Source organism: Sphingomonas sp. 179-A 2A2 NHS (assembly GCF_045371305.1).
GTDB lineage: Bacteria > Pseudomonadota > Alphaproteobacteria > Sphingomonadales > Sphingomonadaceae > Sphingomonas.
The window spans coordinates 20,214-37,697 of record NZ_JBIQDE010000002.1; the positions used below are offsets into that span (position 1 = coordinate 20,214).

Consider the following 17,484-nt stretch of genomic DNA (forward strand, 5'->3'; position numbering starts at 1 on the left):
ATCGGGGGGAGGGTGCGCATGCGGTTGGCGGTTCGGCTGGCGATCCTGGGGCTGGCCATGGCGCCCGTGGCGGCACTTTCCGACAATGCGCCGCGCGTCGTGCTGGCACAGGCCGGTGTCGAGGCGGGTGGGATCGCGCGCTACACCGTGCGCTTCAGCCAGCCGATGGTTCCGCTTGGCGATCCGCGTGCCCCGGCCCCGATGGACGTGACGTGCAGCGTGGGCGGCGCCGGCCGCTGGGTGGACCAGCAAAGCTGGGTCTATGATTTCGCGAACGTGCTGCCGGGCGGCACGACCTGCACCTTCAAGACGCGCGAGGGCCTGAAGAGCCTGGCGGGGTTTGCCGTAACCGGGGAGCAGAGCTTCACCGTGGATGCTGGCGGCCCGGTGGCGCACGCAGTGCTGCCATCCGCTTATGGCACCCAGATCGAAGAGGATCAGGTGTTCCTGGTCGCGGCGAACCTGCCGCCGACGGCGCAGTCGGTTGCCGCCAACGCTTATTGCGCGGTCGACGGGATCGGCGAGCGGATCCCGGTGGAGGTGCTGGGGCGCGATACCGCGGGGAAGATCCTGACGGGCCTGGGCAAGGACCGGTGGGAAGTGCGCCAGTTCCTCGAAAACGGCGGGATGCCGGAAGACCTGCCGGAAGCCGCGGCCGATCGCGAGCGCGCGTTGGCGGGCGTGACGGCGCTTCGCTGCCGCCGCGCGCTGCCGCCCGGGCGCGACATGGCGCTGGTGTGGGGCGCGGACATTGCCTCTGCCGCTGGCAAGCGCGCGGGCGCGGACCAGAGGTTCGATTATACGGTGCGCAAGCCGTTCACGGCGCGCTTCGAATGCAGCCGCGTCAATCCGCAGGCGGGATGCAGCCCGGTCGAGAAGGCGCAGGTGCGCTTCACCGCACCCGTGCCGATGTCACAGGCGAAGGAAATCCGCATCGTCACGGCCGACGGCAAGGCGATCGCGCCGACGTTCAGCAAGGAAGACCAGCAGCAGGCGACCGTCACCGACGTGACGTTCGCGGCGCCGCTGCCCGCGGGCACCGATGCCAGGGTGACGCTGCCGCAGGGAGTGAAGGACGAAAGCGGCCGCGTGCTGGCCAATGCCGAGCGCTTCCCGCTGGACGTGAAGTTCGACCAGGCGCCGCCGCTCGTCAAATTCGCCGCGGTGTTCGGCGTGCTGGAAGCCAAGGAAGGCGGCGTGCTGCCGGTGACGGTGCGCAACGTCGAGTCGGAACTGCAGGGCCGCAACCTGGCGGTGGGCGGCGCGGCGATGCGCGTGGAGGGCGGGCCGAACGGCCTGGACGGTACCGTCGCCGAATGGCTGCGCACGGTGGACAAGGCCGGCGAAACCAACATCGAGACGATCACCGACGGTAATGGCGAAGTGATCCGGCGGATCAATCGCACCGGCGCGGAGCCCGTGCTGGAGGGCAAGGGCGAGAAGATCAGCGTCGCGCTACCCGCCAAGGGGCGTGACTTCGAAGTGGTCGGCATCCCGCTGGCCAAGCCCGGATTCTATGTCGTCGAGCTGGCGAGCCCGGTGCTGGGCGAGGCGCTGCTGGGGCGCAAGGCGACGCGGTATGTCGCGGCGACGGCGCTCGTCACCAACATGTCGGTTCACTTCAAATGGGGCCGCGAACGCAGCCTTGCCTGGGTGACGAGCCTCGACAGCGGCAAGCCGGTGGCCAATGCCACGATCGCGGTGACCGACAGCTGCACCGGCGCCTTGCTGGCGCGCGGCGTGACGGATCGGAGCGGCGGGCTGATGATCCCCGCCGGGCTGCCGCAGCCCGAAACCTATACCAGCTGCGAGAACAGCTCGACCTCGCATGCGCTGATGGTGTCGGCGCGCAAGGATGGCGATTACAGCTTCACGCTGAGCGACTGGGGCCAGGGCATCCGCCCGTACGATTTCGACCTGCCTTATGGCTATGAGGCGCGGCGCGAGATCCTCCACACCGTCTTCGACCGTGCGCTGGTGCGGCAGGGCGAGACGGTGCACATGAAGCATATCTCCCGCCAGCCGGTGGGCAGCGGCTTTGCCATCCCGCCGGGCTTCCGCGGCACGCTGCGCCTGTCGCATCGCGGATCGGACACGCAGTTCGAGCTGCCGCTCGCCATCGATGCCAATGGCATCGGCGAGACCGAGTGGACCGCGCCGGCCGGCGCGCCGATGGGCGATTACGACCTGCAGGTGGTGACCGGCGACCGCACGATCTACACCGAGCAGAGCTTCCGGGTCGACGAATACAAATTGCCGACGATGCGCGCGAGCGTGAGCGGGCCGAAGGGCGCGCTGGTGCGGCCCAAGACCGTGCCGCTGGACCTGTTCGTCGGCTATCTTTCCGGCGGCGGGGCATCGAACCTGCCGGTCGACGTGCGGGTCGCCTGGTCCGCGCGGACGAGCACGCCGGAAGGATATGAAGGCTATAGCTTCGGCGGCCGGCCGGTGCAGGAAGGCGTGCGGCCGCTGGACGGCGACGGCGAGGAGACGGGAACGGCCTTCCCGCCGACGCAGACTTTGCCCGCGACGCTGGGCGCGGACGGCACGCAGCGGATGACCGTCGAGGTGCCGGGCGGGCTGGACGGCAATGCCGACATGCGCGTCGAGATGGATTACCAGGATGCGAACGGCGAGACACTGACCGCGAGCCGGACGCTGCCCGTGTTCGCCTCCGCCGTGCAGCTTGGCGTGAAGACCGACGGCTGGCTGATGAAGCAGGACGACCTGCGCCTGCGCTTCGTGGCGCTGGATCCCGAGGGCAAGCCGATCAAGGGGCAGAAGATCAGCGTGGCGGTGTACAGCCGCCAGGTGCTGACCGCGCGGCGGCGGCTGATCGGCGGCTTCTATGCCTATGACAATCGCGTGCGGGTGGAGAAGCTGGGCGCGAGCTGCTCGGCGACGACCGACGCGCAGGGACTGGCGCAATGCAGCCTCGATCCGGGCGTGTCCGGCGAAGTGGAGGTGGTGGCCACCACCAGCGACGGTGACGGCAATGTCGCGCGGGCGACGCGATCGGTGTGGCTGGCGGGGGACGACGACTGGTGGTTCGGCGGGGACAATGGCGACCGCATGGACGTGGTGCCCGAGCAGACCGCCTATCAATCGGGCGAGACCGGCCGGTTCCAGGTGCGCATGCCGTTCCGCGAGGCGACCGCGCTCGTCACGGTGGAGCGCGAGGGCGTGCTGTCGAGCTTCACCACGCATCTGTCGGGCAAGGACCCGGTGGTCGAAGTGCCGCTGCAGGGGGCCTATGCGCCCGACGTCTATGTTTCCGTGATGGCCGTGCGGGGCCGGGCGACGCAGGGCTGGTGGGGGTGGCTGAAATCGCTGTTCGGCGGGCGCGAGGAAGCGCCAGCGGCGACCGCGCTGGTCGACCTGTCCAAGCCCGCCTATCGCCTGGGCATCGCCAAGGTGAAGGTGGGCTGGGAAGCGCATCGCCTGGGCGTGACCGTGAAGCCCGATCGCGAACGTTATGGCGCGCGCGATACGGCGCAGGTGGCCATCGCGGTGAAGCGGCCCGACGGCAAGCCGGCAGAGGCGGCGGACGTGGCTTTCGTGGCAGTCGACCAGGCATTGCTGCAGCTGGCGCCGAACGATTCCTGGGACGTGCTGACCGCGATGATGGGCGAGCGCCCGCTGTCGGTGCTGACCTCGACCGCGCAGACCCAGGTAGTGGGCAAGCGGCATTACGGGCGCAAGGCAGTGGAGGCCGGCGGCGGCGGGGGCGGCGACATGTCCGCGCTCAATCGCGAGAATTTCCAGCCGGTGCTGCTGTGGAAGGGCCGCGTCGCGCTGGACGGCGCGGGGCGTGCGACGGTGGCGGTGCCGCTGAGCGATGCCCTGTCGTCGTTCAAGCTGGTGGCGGTGGCGACCGACGGCGCGCAGCTTTTCGGCACGGGCATGGCGGACATTCGCACCGCGCAGGACCTGTCGATCTATGCCGGGATGCCGACATTGGTGCGCAGCGGCGATTATTATGCGGCCGGCTTCACGCTGCGTAACGGCTCCGACAAGCCGATGACGGTGACGGCGGAAGCGTCGCTGACGCCGAGGGTGGCGCAGGGGCGGCCGATCACGGTGACGATCCCGGCCGGCGGCGCGGCGCCGATCGCGTGGAACCTGACCGCGCCGAATGCGCAAGGCACGCTGCGCTGGCAGGTGAGCGCGCGCAGTGCCGACGGGCGGGCGGCGGACCGGATCACCGTGATGCAGGACGTGATCCCGCCGGTGCCGGTGGAAACCTGGGCCGCGACGATCGCGCGGATCGGCGAGGCGACCAACGTGCCGATCACCGCGCCGGCGGGCGCGCTGCCCGGCCTCGGCAGCGTCGACGTGGCGCTGAGCGATACGCTGGCGCCGCCAATGGCGGGGGTGCGCGACTATATGGCGGCCTATCCCTTCACCTGCTTCGAGCAGCGGCTGAGCCGGATCGTGACGCTGGGCGACATGCGCGGCTGGGCGGTGCTGGCGGGCGAGATGCCGACCTATCAGGCGCCCGATGGCCTGTTGCGCTATTTCCCAGGTGATACGCTGCAGGGATCGGAGGCGCTGACGGCCTATGTCCTCGCGATCACGTCCGAGGCGGGGCTGGCGATCCCCGACGCGGTGCGCACGCGCATGGTGGAGGGGCTGAAGGCGGTGCTCGACGGCCGGCTGCGCCGCGAGGAATATGGCGATCCGCGGCTGCAGCGGGTGGCGGCCTTTGCCGCGCTTGCCCGTGCCGGCGCGGCGGAGGCGGGGATGCTCGGGCAGCTGGGGATCGCACCGGGCGAGATGCCGACCGGGCTGCTCGCCGACTATATCGTCGCGGTGGATCGCACGCCGGGCCTTGCCAACGGCGCGGCGCTGAAGGCGCAGGCGGAAGAGGTGCTGCGCAGCCGGCTGGTCTATGAAGGAACGCGCATCGACCTGACCGATGCGGCCAACGCGCCGTGGTGGCTGATGTCGTCCGCCGATACCGAGGCGAACAAGGCGCTGATCGCGACGCTCGGCCGGCCGGGCTGGCAGGACGAAGGGCCACGGATGATGGTGGGCACCGCGATGCGCCAGCGCCGGGGGCACTGGGACACGACGACGGCCAACGCCTGGGGCGCGGTGGCGGTGCGCAAGTTCGCGGCACTCTATCCGGCGCAGGCGATCGCGGGGACGACGCGGGTGTCGCTGGCCGGGCAGACGGCGGCACGCAGCTGGCCGCTAGCCGCCGACGCGCGATTGGTGCGCCTGCCGCTGCCCGCGCGGCCGTCGCCGCTGGTGATGGCGCAGGAGGGTGGCGCGGGGCCGTGGGCGAGCGTGGCGGTGCGCGCCGCGGTGCCGCTGACCAAGCCGCTGGCCGCCGGCTATCGCCTGACGCGCAAGACGGAAGTGGTGCAGGCGCGCAATCCGGGCCGGCTGACGCGCGGCGACGTGGTGCGCGTGACGCTGACCGTCGACGCGTCGGCGGAGCGCAACTGGGTGGTGGTGAGCGACCCGGTGCCGCCGGGCGCGACGGTGATCGGCGGGCTGGGCGGGCAATCCGCGATGCTCGGCGAGGGAGGTGAGAGCGAGGGCGTGTCGCCGGCCTATATCGAACGCGGGCGCGAGGCCTGGCGCGGCTATTTCGCCTGGGTGCCGCAGGGGCGCTTCACCGTCAGCTACACGATGCGGCTGAACGGCGCGGGGCGGTTCCAGCTGCCGGCGTCGCGGGTGGAGGCGATGTATTCGCCCGACATCCGCGCGGCGGTGCCGGTGGGATCGGTGACCGTGGGGCTGAAGTGAGGACACGTGCCCGGAGAAGCTGAGCACGGGTTGGGCGGTACGCGGGCGGCTGAGGCGCCACTGACGCGCGGCGGTCGGGTGGCGATCGCGGCGATCCTGGCGATCGCGTCGCTCGTTGCCATCGCCGACTGGCTGACACGGCCGCCGCCGGTGCCGGGCTATGCGCAGGTGCGGGGGCGCTGGCAGCCGTCGGAGGCATGGCTGTACGACCGGAACGGGCGGCTGCTCGATTCATCGCGGGTCGATTTCGCGACACGGCGGCTGGCGTGGACACCGATCGACCGGATCGCGCTAGTGGTGCGCGAAACGATCATCGCCGCCGAGGACCGGCGCTTCGCGCACCATGACGGGATCGACTGGCTGGCGCTGGCCGGGGTGGCGCGCGATCGGGCGGAGGGCAAGCGCGGGCGCGGCGCGAGCACGATCACGATGCAGCTGGCGGGATTCCTGTCGCCGGCGCTGGCGCAGCCGGGCGCGCGCGGCTGGCGCGACAAGGTGCGCCAGATGCGCGCCGCCGCGGCGCTGGACGATCGCTGGAGCAAGGACCAGCAGCTCGAGGCGTATCTGAACCTCGCCGGCTTTCGCGGCGAAGCGCAGGGGATCGGCGCGGCGGCGCTCGGGCTGTTCGGCAAGACGCCGGAGAGCCTGTCACGCGACGATGCGCTGCTGCTGGCCGCCTTGCTGCCGAACCCGCAGGCGAGCGCCGACGCGGTGGCGCGGCGGGCATGCGCGCTGGCTGGCGGGCCGTGCGATCGCTTTCCCGCGCTGGCCGCGGCGATGCTGGGGCCCGCGCGCAGCCTGGCGCTGGACCCGGGGCTTGCGCCGCATCTTGCGGATCGGCTGCTGACCAAGCCCGGCCTGAAGGTGCGGACCACGCTGGACCTTGGCGTGCAGCGGATCGCGGCCACGGCGCTTCGCCGCCAGCTGCTGGGGCTGGGCGCGACGCGGGCGCGCGACGGGGCGGTGATCGTGCTGGACAATGCGAGCGGCGAGGTGCTGGCCTATGTCGGCGGGATCGGCGGCCATTCGACTGCGGCGTCGGTGGATGCGGCGGCGGCCTATCGTCAGGCGGGATCGACGCTGAAACCGTTCCTCTATGCCCAGGCGATCGAGCGGCGATACCTGACGGCAGCGTCGATCCTGGACGATTCCCCGGTGCAGCTGGACACGGCTTCGGGCCTTTACGTGCCGCAGAATTACGACCGCGCGTTCAAGGGACCGGTATCGGCGCGGGTGGCGCTGGCCGCGTCGCTGAACGTGCCGGCGGTGCGCACGCTGCTGCTGGTGGGGACCGACGCGTTCCGCGACAGGCTGTGGGACATGGGCTATCGCGGGCTGGTGGAGGACGGGAGCTATTATGGCTTCAGCCTGGCGCTGGGATCGGCGGAAGTGACATTGGGCGAACAGGCCAATGCCTATCGCGCGCTGGCGAACGGCGGGCGTTGGTCTCCGTTGCGGCTGACGCTGGATAGTCCGGCGGTGGCGGATCGGGCGGTGACGAGCCCGGAGGCGGCGTGGATCGTGGCCGACATGCTGGCCGACCCGGCGGCCCGATCGGGCACGTTCGGGATGGATTCGGCGTTGCGCCTGCCATTCTGGGCAGCGGTGAAGACCGGAACGTCAAAAGCGATGCGCGACAATTGGTGCGTCGGCTTTTCGCGCCGCTACACGGTGGCGGTATGGGTGGGGAACGTGGAGGGAGACTCCATGCGCGCCGTATCGGGGACGAGCGGGGCGGCGCCGGTCTGGCGTGACGTGATGATGGCGCTGGAACGGCGCGGGGCGCTGCCGGCGCCGCCGCGGCCCGGCCGAGTGGAGGCGAAGCGCGTGACCTTTGCCGCCGCACGCGAACTGCCGCGGACCGATTATTTCCTGACCGGCACCGGGCTGACGCGGGTGGCAGCGGCGCCGGCGAGCGCGCGCCGGCCGCGAATCTCCTCGCCGGTGATGGGCAGCGTCTATGCGCTGGATCCCGACATTCCGGCGGATCGCCAGCGGCTGGCGGTGGACGTGACCGGGGCCGCCGAAGCGCATCGGCTGCGGCTGGACGCACAGGATCTGGGCAGCGCCCAATCGGGGCCATTGCTGCGCACCGGGCCCGGTAAACATGAGCTCGCGTTAATTGATCCGGCGGGAAAAACCGTTGATCGCGTTACTTTCACGATCCGGTAGAACCAAAATAGGACAAGCGCGTTTGCCGGGATAGTCCCACCCCCTTTCGGGACTAGTGCCGGATCCCAAGCCAGGCACCGGCCGCGCTGCGGCGTTTCGTAGCGCGGCCGTACCTGTTTCTTTCGGACGGCTCAAGCATCCCACACAGCAAGAAAGCCGGGCGATCGCTCGCCCGGCTTTGCTTGTGGGATCCGCTTACCAGTAGAAGTTGCGGATGATGTCGAGCACGATGCCGCGGCGATAATCGACCAGCACGACGTCGTTATAGTGGCGCACCCAGCGCGAATTGGCGCGGACCGGGGGCAGGCGATAGCGCCACGGATCGTTGATCCAGTAACGCTGGCCATAATAGACCGGCGCGATACGGACGCCCGGCCGCCAGGCATTGTAGCGGAACGGCGCGCGCCAGTTGCCGCCGGCATAGAGCGCCCGGTTCTGATTGCGATAGACGCGCCAGTCGTCCCGGCCCCAGCGGCGATCGCGATCGCGCAGATCCTCACGATATTCACGGCGCGCATCACGCAGATCGCGGCGCTCCTCGCGAACATCGCGCCAGTCACCTCGGCGCTGCGCATCGCGCAGATCCCGCTGCTGTTCCCGAATCTCCTGCCGATCGCGGCGGAGCTCGCCATAAGACTGCGCACTTGCCATGCCCGGCAAAGCAACTGCGGCCATCAACGCTGGAATGATCAACTTACGCATGATCTGCACCTCCATCCCTTCGGCGCCGACGAAGTTTCGCCGCGCCATGGGAAGAAGAACTAGGCCGATTCTCCTGAACGGCCCGGGAATGTGTCAGTCAGCCAAGTGAAAGGATCATGTCGAAGGCGTTACGGATGCAAGCAACGCCTTCGCGAGGTTTATCAGCGGCCCGGGCCAGCCCCGGCACCGGCGGCGCCGACCGTGCCGATGTTACCGAACAGATCCTGGAAGAAGCCGCGCTTGCGGCCCAGCGTAGGCGTGGTCCGCTTCGCCGGATCGACCTTCGCCACCTGATCGGCGCCCCATTTGCGGATCGTGGCGACGTTGCCGGCATTGTCGAACGTGATCTGCACGGTCAGCGCCTCGCGCACCTTCGGCGTCTGGAACGAATAATTGCGGGTATCGCGCGAGACATAATACCAGTCGCCCTGGTTGAACTGACTGGCGAAGCTGGGCTGGCCGAGCGTGGCGAGCACCGACTGGCGCGTATCCACCCCGGGCTGAACCGAGTTCACCAGATCGGCATCGACGACATAGCCCTGGTGCGAGCGAAGCGGCGCGCAGGCCGATGCCGCGAGGGCGGCTGCGACAGCGAGCAGGAGGGGGAAACGCATGGCTACTCCGCAAAGAAAGCATAGGGCAAAAACACAGGGGCAACGGGCATCCCGTTGCGCCGACGGCCATTCCCCTCAATATGCCCGGCCGACAAACGACACAAGCGCGACAGGACGACACGATTTTGGCTCTTCTCGACCGGTTCCGGCGGCGTGACCGCAATGCGGCCGCCCCGCTGTATGGCGCCGTGGTGGCGCAGGCGCGCGAGGCGCATTGGTATCTCGACGGCGGCGTGCCCGATACGCTGGACGGTCGGTTCGACATGGTGGCGGCGGTGCTGTCGATGGTGCTGCTGCGGCTGGAGGTGGACGACGAGGGCGCCGGCCTGTCGATGGAAGTGACCGAGCAGTTCGTCGACGACATGGACGCGCAGGTGCGCCAGATCGGGTTCGGCGACATGGTGGTGGGCAAGCATGTCGGCCGCATGATGGGCATGCTGGGCGGCCGGCTGGGCGCCTATCGCGAGGGCGTGGCGGCGGGCGACCTGACGCCCGCGCTGGTGCGCAACCTGTGGCGTGGCGAGGCGCCGGCCCCGGCCCAATCAACTTATGTGAGCGAGCAGCTGCTGGCGTTCCGCCAGGCGCTGGACGCACGATCGCTGGACGAGCTGCGCGCGGGGCGGCTGGCATGACGCCGGAATTCTCCCGCCCGGTGCGGCTCGACACGATCGGCGAGGCGCCGCGTGTGATCAGCGTGGAGGCGGATGCGGCGGAGCGCGCCGCGCTGGCGACGCGATTCGGGCTGCCCGAGATTGCGCGGCTGGCGGGCGAGTTCACCGTGCGCCGCGATGCGGCCGGCATCCTGGTCGAGGGCCGGGTGACGGGGGCGGTGACACAGGCCTGCTCGATCACCGGCGATCCGCTGCCCGCCACGGTGGACGAGGCGATCACGCTCCGCTTCGTCGAGGAAGGCGAGGAAGGCGAGGAGATCGAGCTGGACGGCGATGCGATCGACGTGCTGCCGATCGAGGGCGGGGCGATCGACCTTGGCGAGGCGGCTGCGGAAACGCTGGCGTTGTCGCTCGATCCCTTCGCCCGCGCGCCCGGGGCGGAGGAGAAGCTGCGCGAGGCCGGGGTGATCCCGGACGACGAGGCGCGGCCGTATAGCGCGCTTGCCGCCGGGCTGGGAAAGCTGACGAAGAAGTAACGCGCGCTGCTCGGGGCGCGTCCCTCGACGGTGCTCGCGACGAGCGGGAGGCGCGGCCGCCACCCCGCGCGGGGTGGCGGATTGTAGGCCTAGCGCTTGGCGGCGCGGACGGCGCTGAGCGTGGTGCCGGCGGTGATCTGTTCCACGTCAGTCTTCAGGTGGAGCAGGCGGACGCCGGTTTCGGCCTGGGCACGGGCGAGGACCGGGGCGAAATCCTCCGTGCGCTCGATCGTTTCGGACCAGGCGCCATAGGCGCGGGCGAGCGCGGCGAAATCGGGATTGACGAGGCGCGTGGCGGAGGGCCGCTCGGGAAACTCGCGTTCCTGGTGCATGCGGATGGTGCCGTAGGCGCCGTTGTCGACGATGATCACCAGCATGTCGCAGCCGTGCTGGACCGCGGTGGCTAGTTCCTGCCCGTTCATCAGGAAATCGCCATCGCCGGCAAGCGCGACGACCGTGCGGCCGGGGCGGCGCAGCGCGGCGGCGACCGCGGCCGGGACGCCATAGCCCATCGCGCCGGCGGTGGGGGCAAGCTGCGTGCCCGGGCCGGCATAGGGCCAGTAGCGATGCCACCAGCCGGAGAAGTTGCCCGCGCCGTTGCAGATGATCGTATCCTTGGGCAGCGCGGCGCGCATCGCGGTGACGCAGGGGCCAAGATCCATGGTGACGCCGGGGCGGGCGGCGGGCGTGGACCAGACCTGATAGGCCTCGTGCGCCTCCAGATCGTGCGAGCGGGCGGGGCCGTCGACCAGCGCCAGCGCCTCGGCGAATTCGGCCATCGTGGCGCAGATCGCGAGATCGGTGCGGTATGTCATGCCGAGTTCGGTCGCGTCCGGGTGGACGTGGACGAGGCGCTGGCCGGGGTGCTCGGGATCGATCAGCGTATAGCCGTCGGTCGTCGCCTCGCCGAGCCGCGCGCCCAGCACGAGGAGCAGATCGGCGTCCTTGACACGCGCGACCAGTGCCGGGTTCGGGCCGTAGCCGAGGTTACCGGCATAGGCGGGGCAATCATTGGGCACCGCATCCTGGCGGCGGAAGGCGGCGACCAGCGGCACGCCGGCGCGATCGGCCCAGGCGGCGATGTCCTCCCCCGCCGGCGCATCCCAGCCCGCGCCGCCGATGATCGCCACCGGCCGCTCCGCAGTGGCGAGGAGATCGGCGAGCTGATCCATCGCATCGGGATCGGGCGCCTGGCCGACGCGCTCCACGCGCGGGCGATCGATCGCGACCACTTCGTCGAGCAGCATGTCCTCCGGCAGCGCGAGCACCACCGGGCCGGGGCGGCCGTTCATCGCCACGGCATAGGCGCGGGCGACATATTCCGGGATGCGGCGCGCATCGTCGATCCGCGCGGCCCATTTGGCGAGCGGCGCGAACATGGCGGCGAAATCCACCTCCTGAAACGCCTCGCGATCGCGCGTGCCGCGATCGACGTCGCCGATGAAGAGGATCATCGGCTGCGAATCCTGGCGGGCGACATGCACGCCGATCGAGGCGTTCGTCGCGCCCGGGCCACGCGTGACGAAGGCGATCCCGGGGCGATGCGTGAGCGTGCCGTCCGCGCAGGCCATGAAGGCGACGCCGCCTTCCTGCCGGCACGTCACCACCTCGATCGACGGCGTGTCGACGAGGGCGTCGAGCACCGCGAGGAAGCTTTCTCCCGGCACGGTGAAGATGCGGTCGCACCCTTGCGCGACGAGCTGGTCGACGAGGATGCGGCCGCCGGTGCGGCGCGAAGGTTCGGCGTGGTTCATGCCGGCAGCGTAGCGGGCCGCGCGCCGCGGCAAAAGCGTGACGTTGCGCCGCCCGGAGCGATCAGGCGGCGAGTTCCTTCAGTGGCACCGATGCGTCGGCGAGGCGATCGGCGGCGATCTGGGCGCGCTGTTCGACGAGCTTGCGGCCCTGGACGTAATCCTTGATCGCATTGACGCAGTCGAGCGCGATGACGCGGCCCTGCTTCAGGTAGATGAGCGAGAAGCTGCGGGTCGCAGGATCGCCGCGCAGGACGGTTTCGTCATGGCCGGTGGAGAGGCCGACCGTCTGGAGCTTCAGATCATATTGGTTCGACCAGAACCACGGCACCGCATTGTAGCTGGCTTCCTGGCCGGTGATCGACTTGGCCACTACGTTCGCCTGATCATTGGCGTTCTGCACCGATTCGAGCCGGATCTCGGCGCCGTCGGCGAAGCCGTTGGCGTGAAGCGCGCAATCGCCGATCGCGAACACGCCGGCGAGGCTGGTGCGGCATTGCGCGTCGACCGCGACGCCGTTGCCGCCAGCAGCACCGGCGGTGAGGAGCGGGGCGACGGCGGGGACGATGCCGATGCCGACGATCACCATCTGCGCCGGCACCACTTCGCCATCAGCAAGGCGCACGCCGGTGGCGCGGGTGCCATCGCCGAGGATGCAATCGACCGCGACGCCGAGCCGGACGTCGACGCCGTGGGCGCGATGCTCGCCCTCGTAGAAGCGGCTGAGCGGCTCTCCGGCGACGCGGGCGAGGACCCGGTCGAGCGCTTCGAGCAGGACGACCTTCTTGCCGAACTTGGCGAGGACTGCCGCGGCCTCGAGGCCGATATAGCCGCCGCCGATGACGACTGCCTGATCGACGCCGGCAAGCTCGCCCATCATGCGATCGGCGTCGGCGCGGGTGCGCACGGTGTGGACGCCGGCAAGATCGTTGCCGGCGCAGGTGAGGCGCCGCGGGCTGCCGCCGGTGGCCCAGACGAGATGCTCGTAGCCGAACGATCCGCCGGCTGCGGTGGTGACGGTGCGGGCGGCGGGATCGACGCTGGTGACTTCATGCCCGAGCAGCATCTCGACACCCCGTTCCTGCCAGAAGGCCTCGGGACGGATCAGGATGCGATCGAACGTCTTGTCGCCGGCGAGATATTCCTTGGAGAGCGGCGGGCGTTCGTAGGGCAGATCGGGCTCGGCACCGATCACGCCGATCGTGCCGTCGAACTTAGCCTGACGCAGCGCGATCGCGGCCTGGGCACCGGCATGGCCGGCGCCGACGATCAACACATCGAAACTGCGCATCGCGCTCCCCTCAGTCCTCTTTACGCGCTTCCCTGCAAGCCAACGGGCGCGAGGGCAAGCCTGAAGGGGCGTGCAATAGTGCTTGACAGCGTCACGCTGTTTGTGTACAAAACAGGAACATTGGAGAAGTGCAAGCGGCGGCTGAAGGCTTGCTTCTTCAATGAGCCGACGGGCCGGTGAGCGCGGGGGATGGGCCCCCGATGCTCCCGGCCCGTCGGCGTTTGGGGCACAGCGAAGCGGCGGATGGCGTGCGGGCGGTGGCCGGGTGCCTGCTGCGCGCGGCCGGCAGCAAGACAGGGGAGGGCGCGATGGGCGAAGCGTCGGACGGGCGGGCGTCGAAGGATCGGGCTTCGGGAGGGCGGGTTTCCAGCGGAAGGACGCCGCGGCGCAGGAGCGGTGGTGGCGCATCCCGGATACCGCGGGCGCCGAACGGCACGGGGCGCCGCGTCAGGGAACGGCAAGTGAAGTTCGTCAGCATGCTGGCGGAGACGTGCAGCGTGACGGCGGCAGCGCAGGCGGCAGGCGTGGCGGTGGCGATCTGCTATCGCTGGCGCGACGAGAATGCGGCGTTTGCCGGAGCTTGGGACGCGGCGATCGCGATCACCTACGACCGGCTTGAGGCGGGCCTGCTGCAGCATGCGCTGGCGACGGTGAAGCGGGCGGTGGGGGACGACGGAGCGGCGGGCCGCGGGGTTTCGGCGGCAGACCTGCAGTTTGCGGTCGGCCTGCTCGGGCGGCACCGCGGGGGTGACGAGCCGAAGAAGATCGCGGTGCGGGCCAAGCCGCTGCCGACCCGGGCGGAGACGGACGCGGTGTTGCAGCGAGCGCTCGACGGGCTGGCCCGCCGGGCGAAGGCGCATTGAGCCGCGACCTGTTGATGGAACTGGCGCTCAAGCCGCCGCGCGAGCGCCAGTTCGTGTTCGACCAGCTCAGCACGCCGCACAAGATTGAGCTTGCCGGGCGCTGGTACAAGTTCGCTCATAAGGGGCAGTTCTGGCCGGGTGACTCCTGGCGGGTGTGGCTGATCCGCGCCGGGCGTGGCTTCGGCAAGACGCGGGCGGGCGCGGAATGGGTGAGCCAGAAGGTGCGCGACATTCCGGGTGTGCGGATCGCACTGGTCGGCGCGACCTTCGAGGAGGCGCGTCGCGTGATGGTGGAGGGGCCAAGCGGGCTGCTGGCGGTGGCGCGGCTGAACGAGCATCCCGAGTGGAAGCCGACGCGCGGCGAGGTGCGCTGGCCGGATGGCGCCTGCGCGACCGTCTACTCGGCGGATTCGCCCGAAGGACTGCGCGGGCCGGAGCATCACATCGCCTGGTGCGACGAGCTGGCCAAGTGGCGGCGCGGCGACGCGGCGTGGGACAATCTGATGATGACGATGCGGCTTGGCGACCAGCCCAAGGTGGTGGTGACGACGACGCCGCGGCCCAATGCGCTGATGAAGCGGGTGAGGAACGGGCCGGACGTGGAGGAGACGGTTGGCCGCACGGTCGACAATCTGCACCTGCCGCTGAGCTTCCTCGACGCGATGCAGGCGAATTACGGCGGCACCGCGCTGGGCCGGCAGGAGCTGGACGGAGACTTGATCCAGGATGTCGCCGGCGCCTTGTGGACGCGGGCGGTGATCGAGGCTGCGCGTGTGGCCAGCATGCCGGCGGTGCGGCGCATCGTCGTCGGTGTCGATCCGCCGGCGGGCGTCGGCGGCGACGCGTGCGGGATCGTCGCGGTGGCGCTGGGCGAGGATGATCGCGGCTATGTGATCGAGGATGCCAGCATCGTCGGGGCAACGCCCGAAGTCTGGGCGGCGGCGGTGGCGGCCTGCGTCGCGCGGCACGGCGCCGACCATGTGGTGGCCGAGGCGAACCAGGGCGGCGCGATGGTGCAATCGGTGTTGCTGGCGGCGGAAGATACGCTGCCGGTGAGCCTAGTGCATGCGAGCCGCGGCAAGGTGGCGCGCGCGGAACCCGTGGCGACGCTCTATCGCCGGGGACGGGTGAGCCATGTCGGCGCGTTCCCCGGGCTGGAGGACGAGCTTTGCGGTCTGGTGACGGGCGGCGGCTATGAAGGGCCGGGGCGATCCCCCGACCGCGCCGACGCTTTGGTCTGGGCGCTGACCGAGCTGATGCTGGGGCGCCGCGGGAAGGCTTCGGTGCGAACGGTGTAGCGTGGCTTGCCGGTTCGGGCGCCGCGCAATCGGGAGAGACAGATGAAATGGTTCGGCTGGAAGGCCGGGCGCGAGGGATCGCGCCCGGCCTTGTCGCGTGGGGGACAGGCGCTGGCGGGCGGGGACTGGCCGCAAGGCTATGATGCGCAGGTGCGTGCCGGCTATCTCGGCAATGCGGTGGCGCAGCGGGCGGTGCGGCTGGTGGCGGAGGCGGTGGGATCCGCGCCGCTCGACGCGAGCGATCCTGAACTGCTGGCGCTGGTGACGCAGAAGACGGGCGGGCGGCGGCTGGGCGAGGTGGTGGCGGCGCAGGTTCTGCTGCACGGCAATGCCTTCATCCAGATGCTGCGCGATGCCGACGGGGCGGTCGCGGAGCTGTTCCCGCTGCGCCCCGAACGGATGTCGATGGCGCTCGATGCGGCCGGGTGGCCCGCGCTGTATCGCTACACGGTTGCCGGGCGGGTGAGCGAGATTGCGCCCGATGCGGTCATCCATGTGCGCGGGTTCCACCCGCTGGACGATCATTATGGGCTGGGCTGCCTTGGCGCGGCATCGGCGGCGATCGCGGTGCACAATGCCGCGGCGCGCTGGAACAAGGCGCTGCTCGACAATGCGGCGCGCCCGTCCGGCGCCCTCGTTTATGATCCGGGCGATGGCTCCGCGCTGTCGGCAGAGCAGTTCCGGCGGCTGCGTGAGGAGATGGACGCGGGCTTCGCGGGCGCGGGCAATGCCGGGCGGCCGATGCTGCTGGAAGGCGGGTTGAAGTGGCAGGCGCTGAGCCTGTCGCCAGCGGACATGGACTTCGTCGGGCTGAAATCCGCCGCCGCGCGGGAGATCGCGCTGGCCTTCGGCGTGCCGCCGATGCTGCTCGGCCTGCCGGGCGACGCGACCTACGCCAATTATCGCGAGGCCAACCGCGCGCTGTGGCGGCTGACGGTGCTGCCGCTGGCGGATGCGGTGTTCGGGGCGATTGCCGCCGGGCTGGGCGAGCAGTTCGCCGAGGCGCGGATCGAGATCGATCCCGATCGCGTGCCGGCACTGGTGGAGGATCGCGAGCGGCTGTGGGCGATGGTGTCCGCCGCCGATTTCATTTCCGCCGACGAGAAACGGCAGATGGTGGGGTGGGCGCAATGACAAGGTCTGGCGGAAGCGGGAATATCCTGGCGCAGCTGATCGCGCAGGGCGCGGCGGCCGGCGCCGACATGGCGACGCTGCGCGCGATCATCGAGGAAGCGGGGGAGCTTGGCGCGACCCGCGCGCTGCGGCGGCTGGGGCTGGCCGACGATGCCGCGACCCGCGACCTGGCCGAATTGCGTGAGCTGCTGACCGCGTGGCGCGACGCGAAGCGGACGGCGTGGAAGGCGTTTGCCGGCTGGATCGCCGCGCTCGTGCTGGCGGTGCTGGCGGTGAAGCTGGGGTTCGGGGAGTGGGTGAGTTGAGCCTCAGGTTTCAGGGCTTTGCCGCGGTGTTCGACCGGGTGGACCGCGCAGGCGACGTGTTCCGCCGCGGCGTGTTTGCCGACGCGGGGCCGGTACCCTTGTTGATGCAGCATCGCGGCAGCCCTGTTGGCGAGATCTGGGCGATCGGCGAGGATGCGCGCGGGCTGTGGACCGAGGGCGCGGTGATCGAGCCCCGGGTGGCGCGGCTGGTGCGCTGCGGGGCGCTGCGCGGCCTTTCCGTCGGCTATCGCGCGCTGGCGACACAGCAGGGCGCGTGGCGCGAAGTGCTGCGTGCGCGGCTGATCGAGGTGAGCCTGGTGGCGGTGCCGATGCAGGCGGCGGCGCGCGTCGAGGCAGTTTTCGAGATCTGAAGTCGGGTGCCCGTGGCGGGCGCCCCTCCACCGTCTGGCTCTGCCGGATGGTCCCCCTCCCCGAGCGAGCTCGGGGAGG

Annotated in this window: 13 protein-coding genes; 9 read left to right on the forward strand and 4 right to left on the reverse strand. The window is 70.4% G+C overall.

Features of this window, described 5'->3' with window-relative positions; translation table 11 throughout:
* Window positions 1-18 precede the first annotated feature (18 nt).
* On the forward strand, window positions 19-5,757 hold the full coding sequence (locus ACH0AE_RS03165) for an alpha-2-macroglobulin family protein (RefSeq protein ID WP_406875441.1): 5,739 nt from the start codon (window positions 19-21) through the stop codon (window positions 5,755-5,757).
* A gap of 78 nt (window positions 5,758-5,835) precedes the next feature.
* Window positions 5,836-7,929 (forward strand): penicillin-binding protein 1C, encoded by a 2,094-nt coding sequence (gene pbpC, locus ACH0AE_RS03170; protein ID WP_294443261.1) that lies wholly within the window; start codon window positions 5,836-5,838, stop codon window positions 7,927-7,929.
* Window positions 7,930-8,124: 195 nt separating this feature from the next.
* Here pbpC and ACH0AE_RS03175 read toward each other — a convergent pair whose 3' ends face one another.
* Entirely contained in the window at window positions 8,125-8,631 is a 507-nt protein-coding gene (locus ACH0AE_RS03175) for an RcnB family protein (protein WP_294443242.1), read from the reverse strand.
* A gap of 161 nt (window positions 8,632-8,792) precedes the next feature.
* Window positions 8,793-9,245 (reverse strand): outer membrane protein assembly factor BamE, encoded by a 453-nt coding sequence (locus ACH0AE_RS03180; protein WP_294443241.1) that lies wholly within the window; start codon window positions 9,243-9,245, stop codon window positions 8,793-8,795.
* 125 nt (window positions 9,246-9,370) lie between these two features.
* On the opposite strand from ACH0AE_RS03180, the gene ACH0AE_RS03185 reads away from it, so the two are divergent.
* Window positions 9,371-9,877 (forward strand): ubiquinol-cytochrome C chaperone family protein, encoded by a 507-nt coding sequence (locus ACH0AE_RS03185; protein ID WP_294443240.1) that lies wholly within the window; start codon window positions 9,371-9,373, stop codon window positions 9,875-9,877.
* On the forward strand, window positions 9,874-10,392 hold the full coding sequence (locus ACH0AE_RS03190; protein WP_294443239.1) for a DUF177 domain-containing protein: 519 nt from the start codon (window positions 9,874-9,876) through the stop codon (window positions 10,390-10,392). Before ACH0AE_RS03185 ends, ACH0AE_RS03190 begins: the two co-directional genes overlap by 4 nt.
* Window positions 10,393-10,481: 89 nt before the next feature.
* Here ACH0AE_RS03190 and ACH0AE_RS03195 read toward each other — a convergent pair whose 3' ends face one another.
* Both ACH0AE_RS03195 and ACH0AE_RS03200 read right to left on the reverse strand, forming a co-directional pair.
* A complete protein-coding gene (locus ACH0AE_RS03195) occupies window positions 10,482-12,146 on the reverse strand; it encodes a thiamine pyrophosphate-binding protein (protein WP_294443238.1) in 1,665 nt (554 codons plus the stop codon).
* 61 nt (window positions 12,147-12,207) lie between these two features.
* Complete coding sequence (locus ACH0AE_RS03200) at window positions 12,208-13,434, reverse strand: NAD(P)/FAD-dependent oxidoreductase (protein WP_294443236.1); 1,227 nt, start codon at window positions 13,432-13,434, stop codon at window positions 12,208-12,210.
* A gap of 461 nt (window positions 13,435-13,895) precedes the next feature.
* Here ACH0AE_RS03200 and ACH0AE_RS03205 point away from each other — a divergent pair, with 461 nt between their 5' ends.
* From ACH0AE_RS03205 to ACH0AE_RS03225, 5 genes are read left to right on the forward strand one after another with little or no spacing between them, the layout of a single operon-like run.
* Window positions 13,896-14,297 (forward strand): hypothetical protein, encoded by a 402-nt coding sequence (locus tag ACH0AE_RS03205; RefSeq protein WP_294443235.1) that lies wholly within the window; start codon window positions 13,896-13,898, stop codon window positions 14,295-14,297.
* Window positions 14,298-14,311: 14 nt separating this feature from the next.
* A complete protein-coding gene (locus ACH0AE_RS03210) occupies window positions 14,312-15,595 on the forward strand; it encodes a DNA-packaging protein (RefSeq protein WP_406875545.1) in 1,284 nt (427 codons plus the stop codon).
* Window positions 15,596-15,637: 42 nt separating this feature from the next.
* On the forward strand, window positions 15,638-16,729 hold the full coding sequence (locus tag ACH0AE_RS03215) for a phage portal protein (RefSeq protein WP_294443233.1): 1,092 nt from the start codon (window positions 15,638-15,640) through the stop codon (window positions 16,727-16,729).
* Window positions 16,726-17,034: a DUF6127 family protein gene (locus ACH0AE_RS03220; protein WP_294443232.1), complete on the forward strand. Its 309-nt coding sequence runs from the start codon at window positions 16,726-16,728 to the stop codon at window positions 17,032-17,034. The genes ACH0AE_RS03215 and ACH0AE_RS03220 overlap by 4 nt, the downstream gene beginning before the upstream one ends.
* Window positions 17,022-17,405, forward strand: a complete 384-nt coding sequence (locus ACH0AE_RS03225; RefSeq protein ID WP_406875442.1) for an HK97 family phage prohead protease — start codon at window positions 17,022-17,024, stop codon at window positions 17,403-17,405. Before ACH0AE_RS03220 ends, ACH0AE_RS03225 begins: the two co-directional genes overlap by 13 nt.
* Window positions 17,406-17,484: the final 79 nt, after the last annotated feature.

What these genes read in the sequence shown, in the direction of transcription:
- ACH0AE_RS03190 (WP_294443239.1), top strand. Translation starts at nt 9,874, where the DNA reads ATGACGCCGGAATTCTCCCGCCCGGTGCGGCTCGACACGATCGGCGAG.
- ACH0AE_RS03220 (WP_294443232.1), top strand. Translation starts at nt 16,726, where the DNA reads ATGACAAGGTCTGGCGGAAGCGGGAATATCCTGGCGCAGCTGATCGCG.
- ACH0AE_RS03165 (WP_406875441.1), top strand. Translation starts at nt 19, where the DNA reads ATGCGGTTGGCGGTTCGGCTGGCGATCCTGGGGCTGGCCATGGCGCCC.
- ACH0AE_RS03180 (WP_294443241.1), bottom strand. Translation starts at nt 9,245, where the DNA reads ATGCGTTTCCCCCTCCTGCTCGCTGTCGCAGCCGCCCTCGCGGCATCG.
- ACH0AE_RS03195 (WP_294443238.1), bottom strand. Translation starts at nt 12,146, where the DNA reads ATGAACCACGCCGAACCTTCGCGCCGCACCGGCGGCCGCATCCTCGTC.
- ACH0AE_RS03215 (WP_294443233.1), top strand. Translation starts at nt 15,638, where the DNA reads ATGAAATGGTTCGGCTGGAAGGCCGGGCGCGAGGGATCGCGCCCGGCC.
- ACH0AE_RS03210 (WP_406875545.1), top strand. Translation starts at nt 14,312, where the DNA reads ATGGAACTGGCGCTCAAGCCGCCGCGCGAGCGCCAGTTCGTGTTCGAC.
- ACH0AE_RS03175 (WP_294443242.1), bottom strand. Translation starts at nt 8,631, where the DNA reads ATGCGTAAGTTGATCATTCCAGCGTTGATGGCCGCAGTTGCTTTGCCG.
- ACH0AE_RS03200 (WP_294443236.1), bottom strand. Translation starts at nt 13,434, where the DNA reads ATGCGCAGTTTCGATGTGTTGATCGTCGGCGCCGGCCATGCCGGTGCC.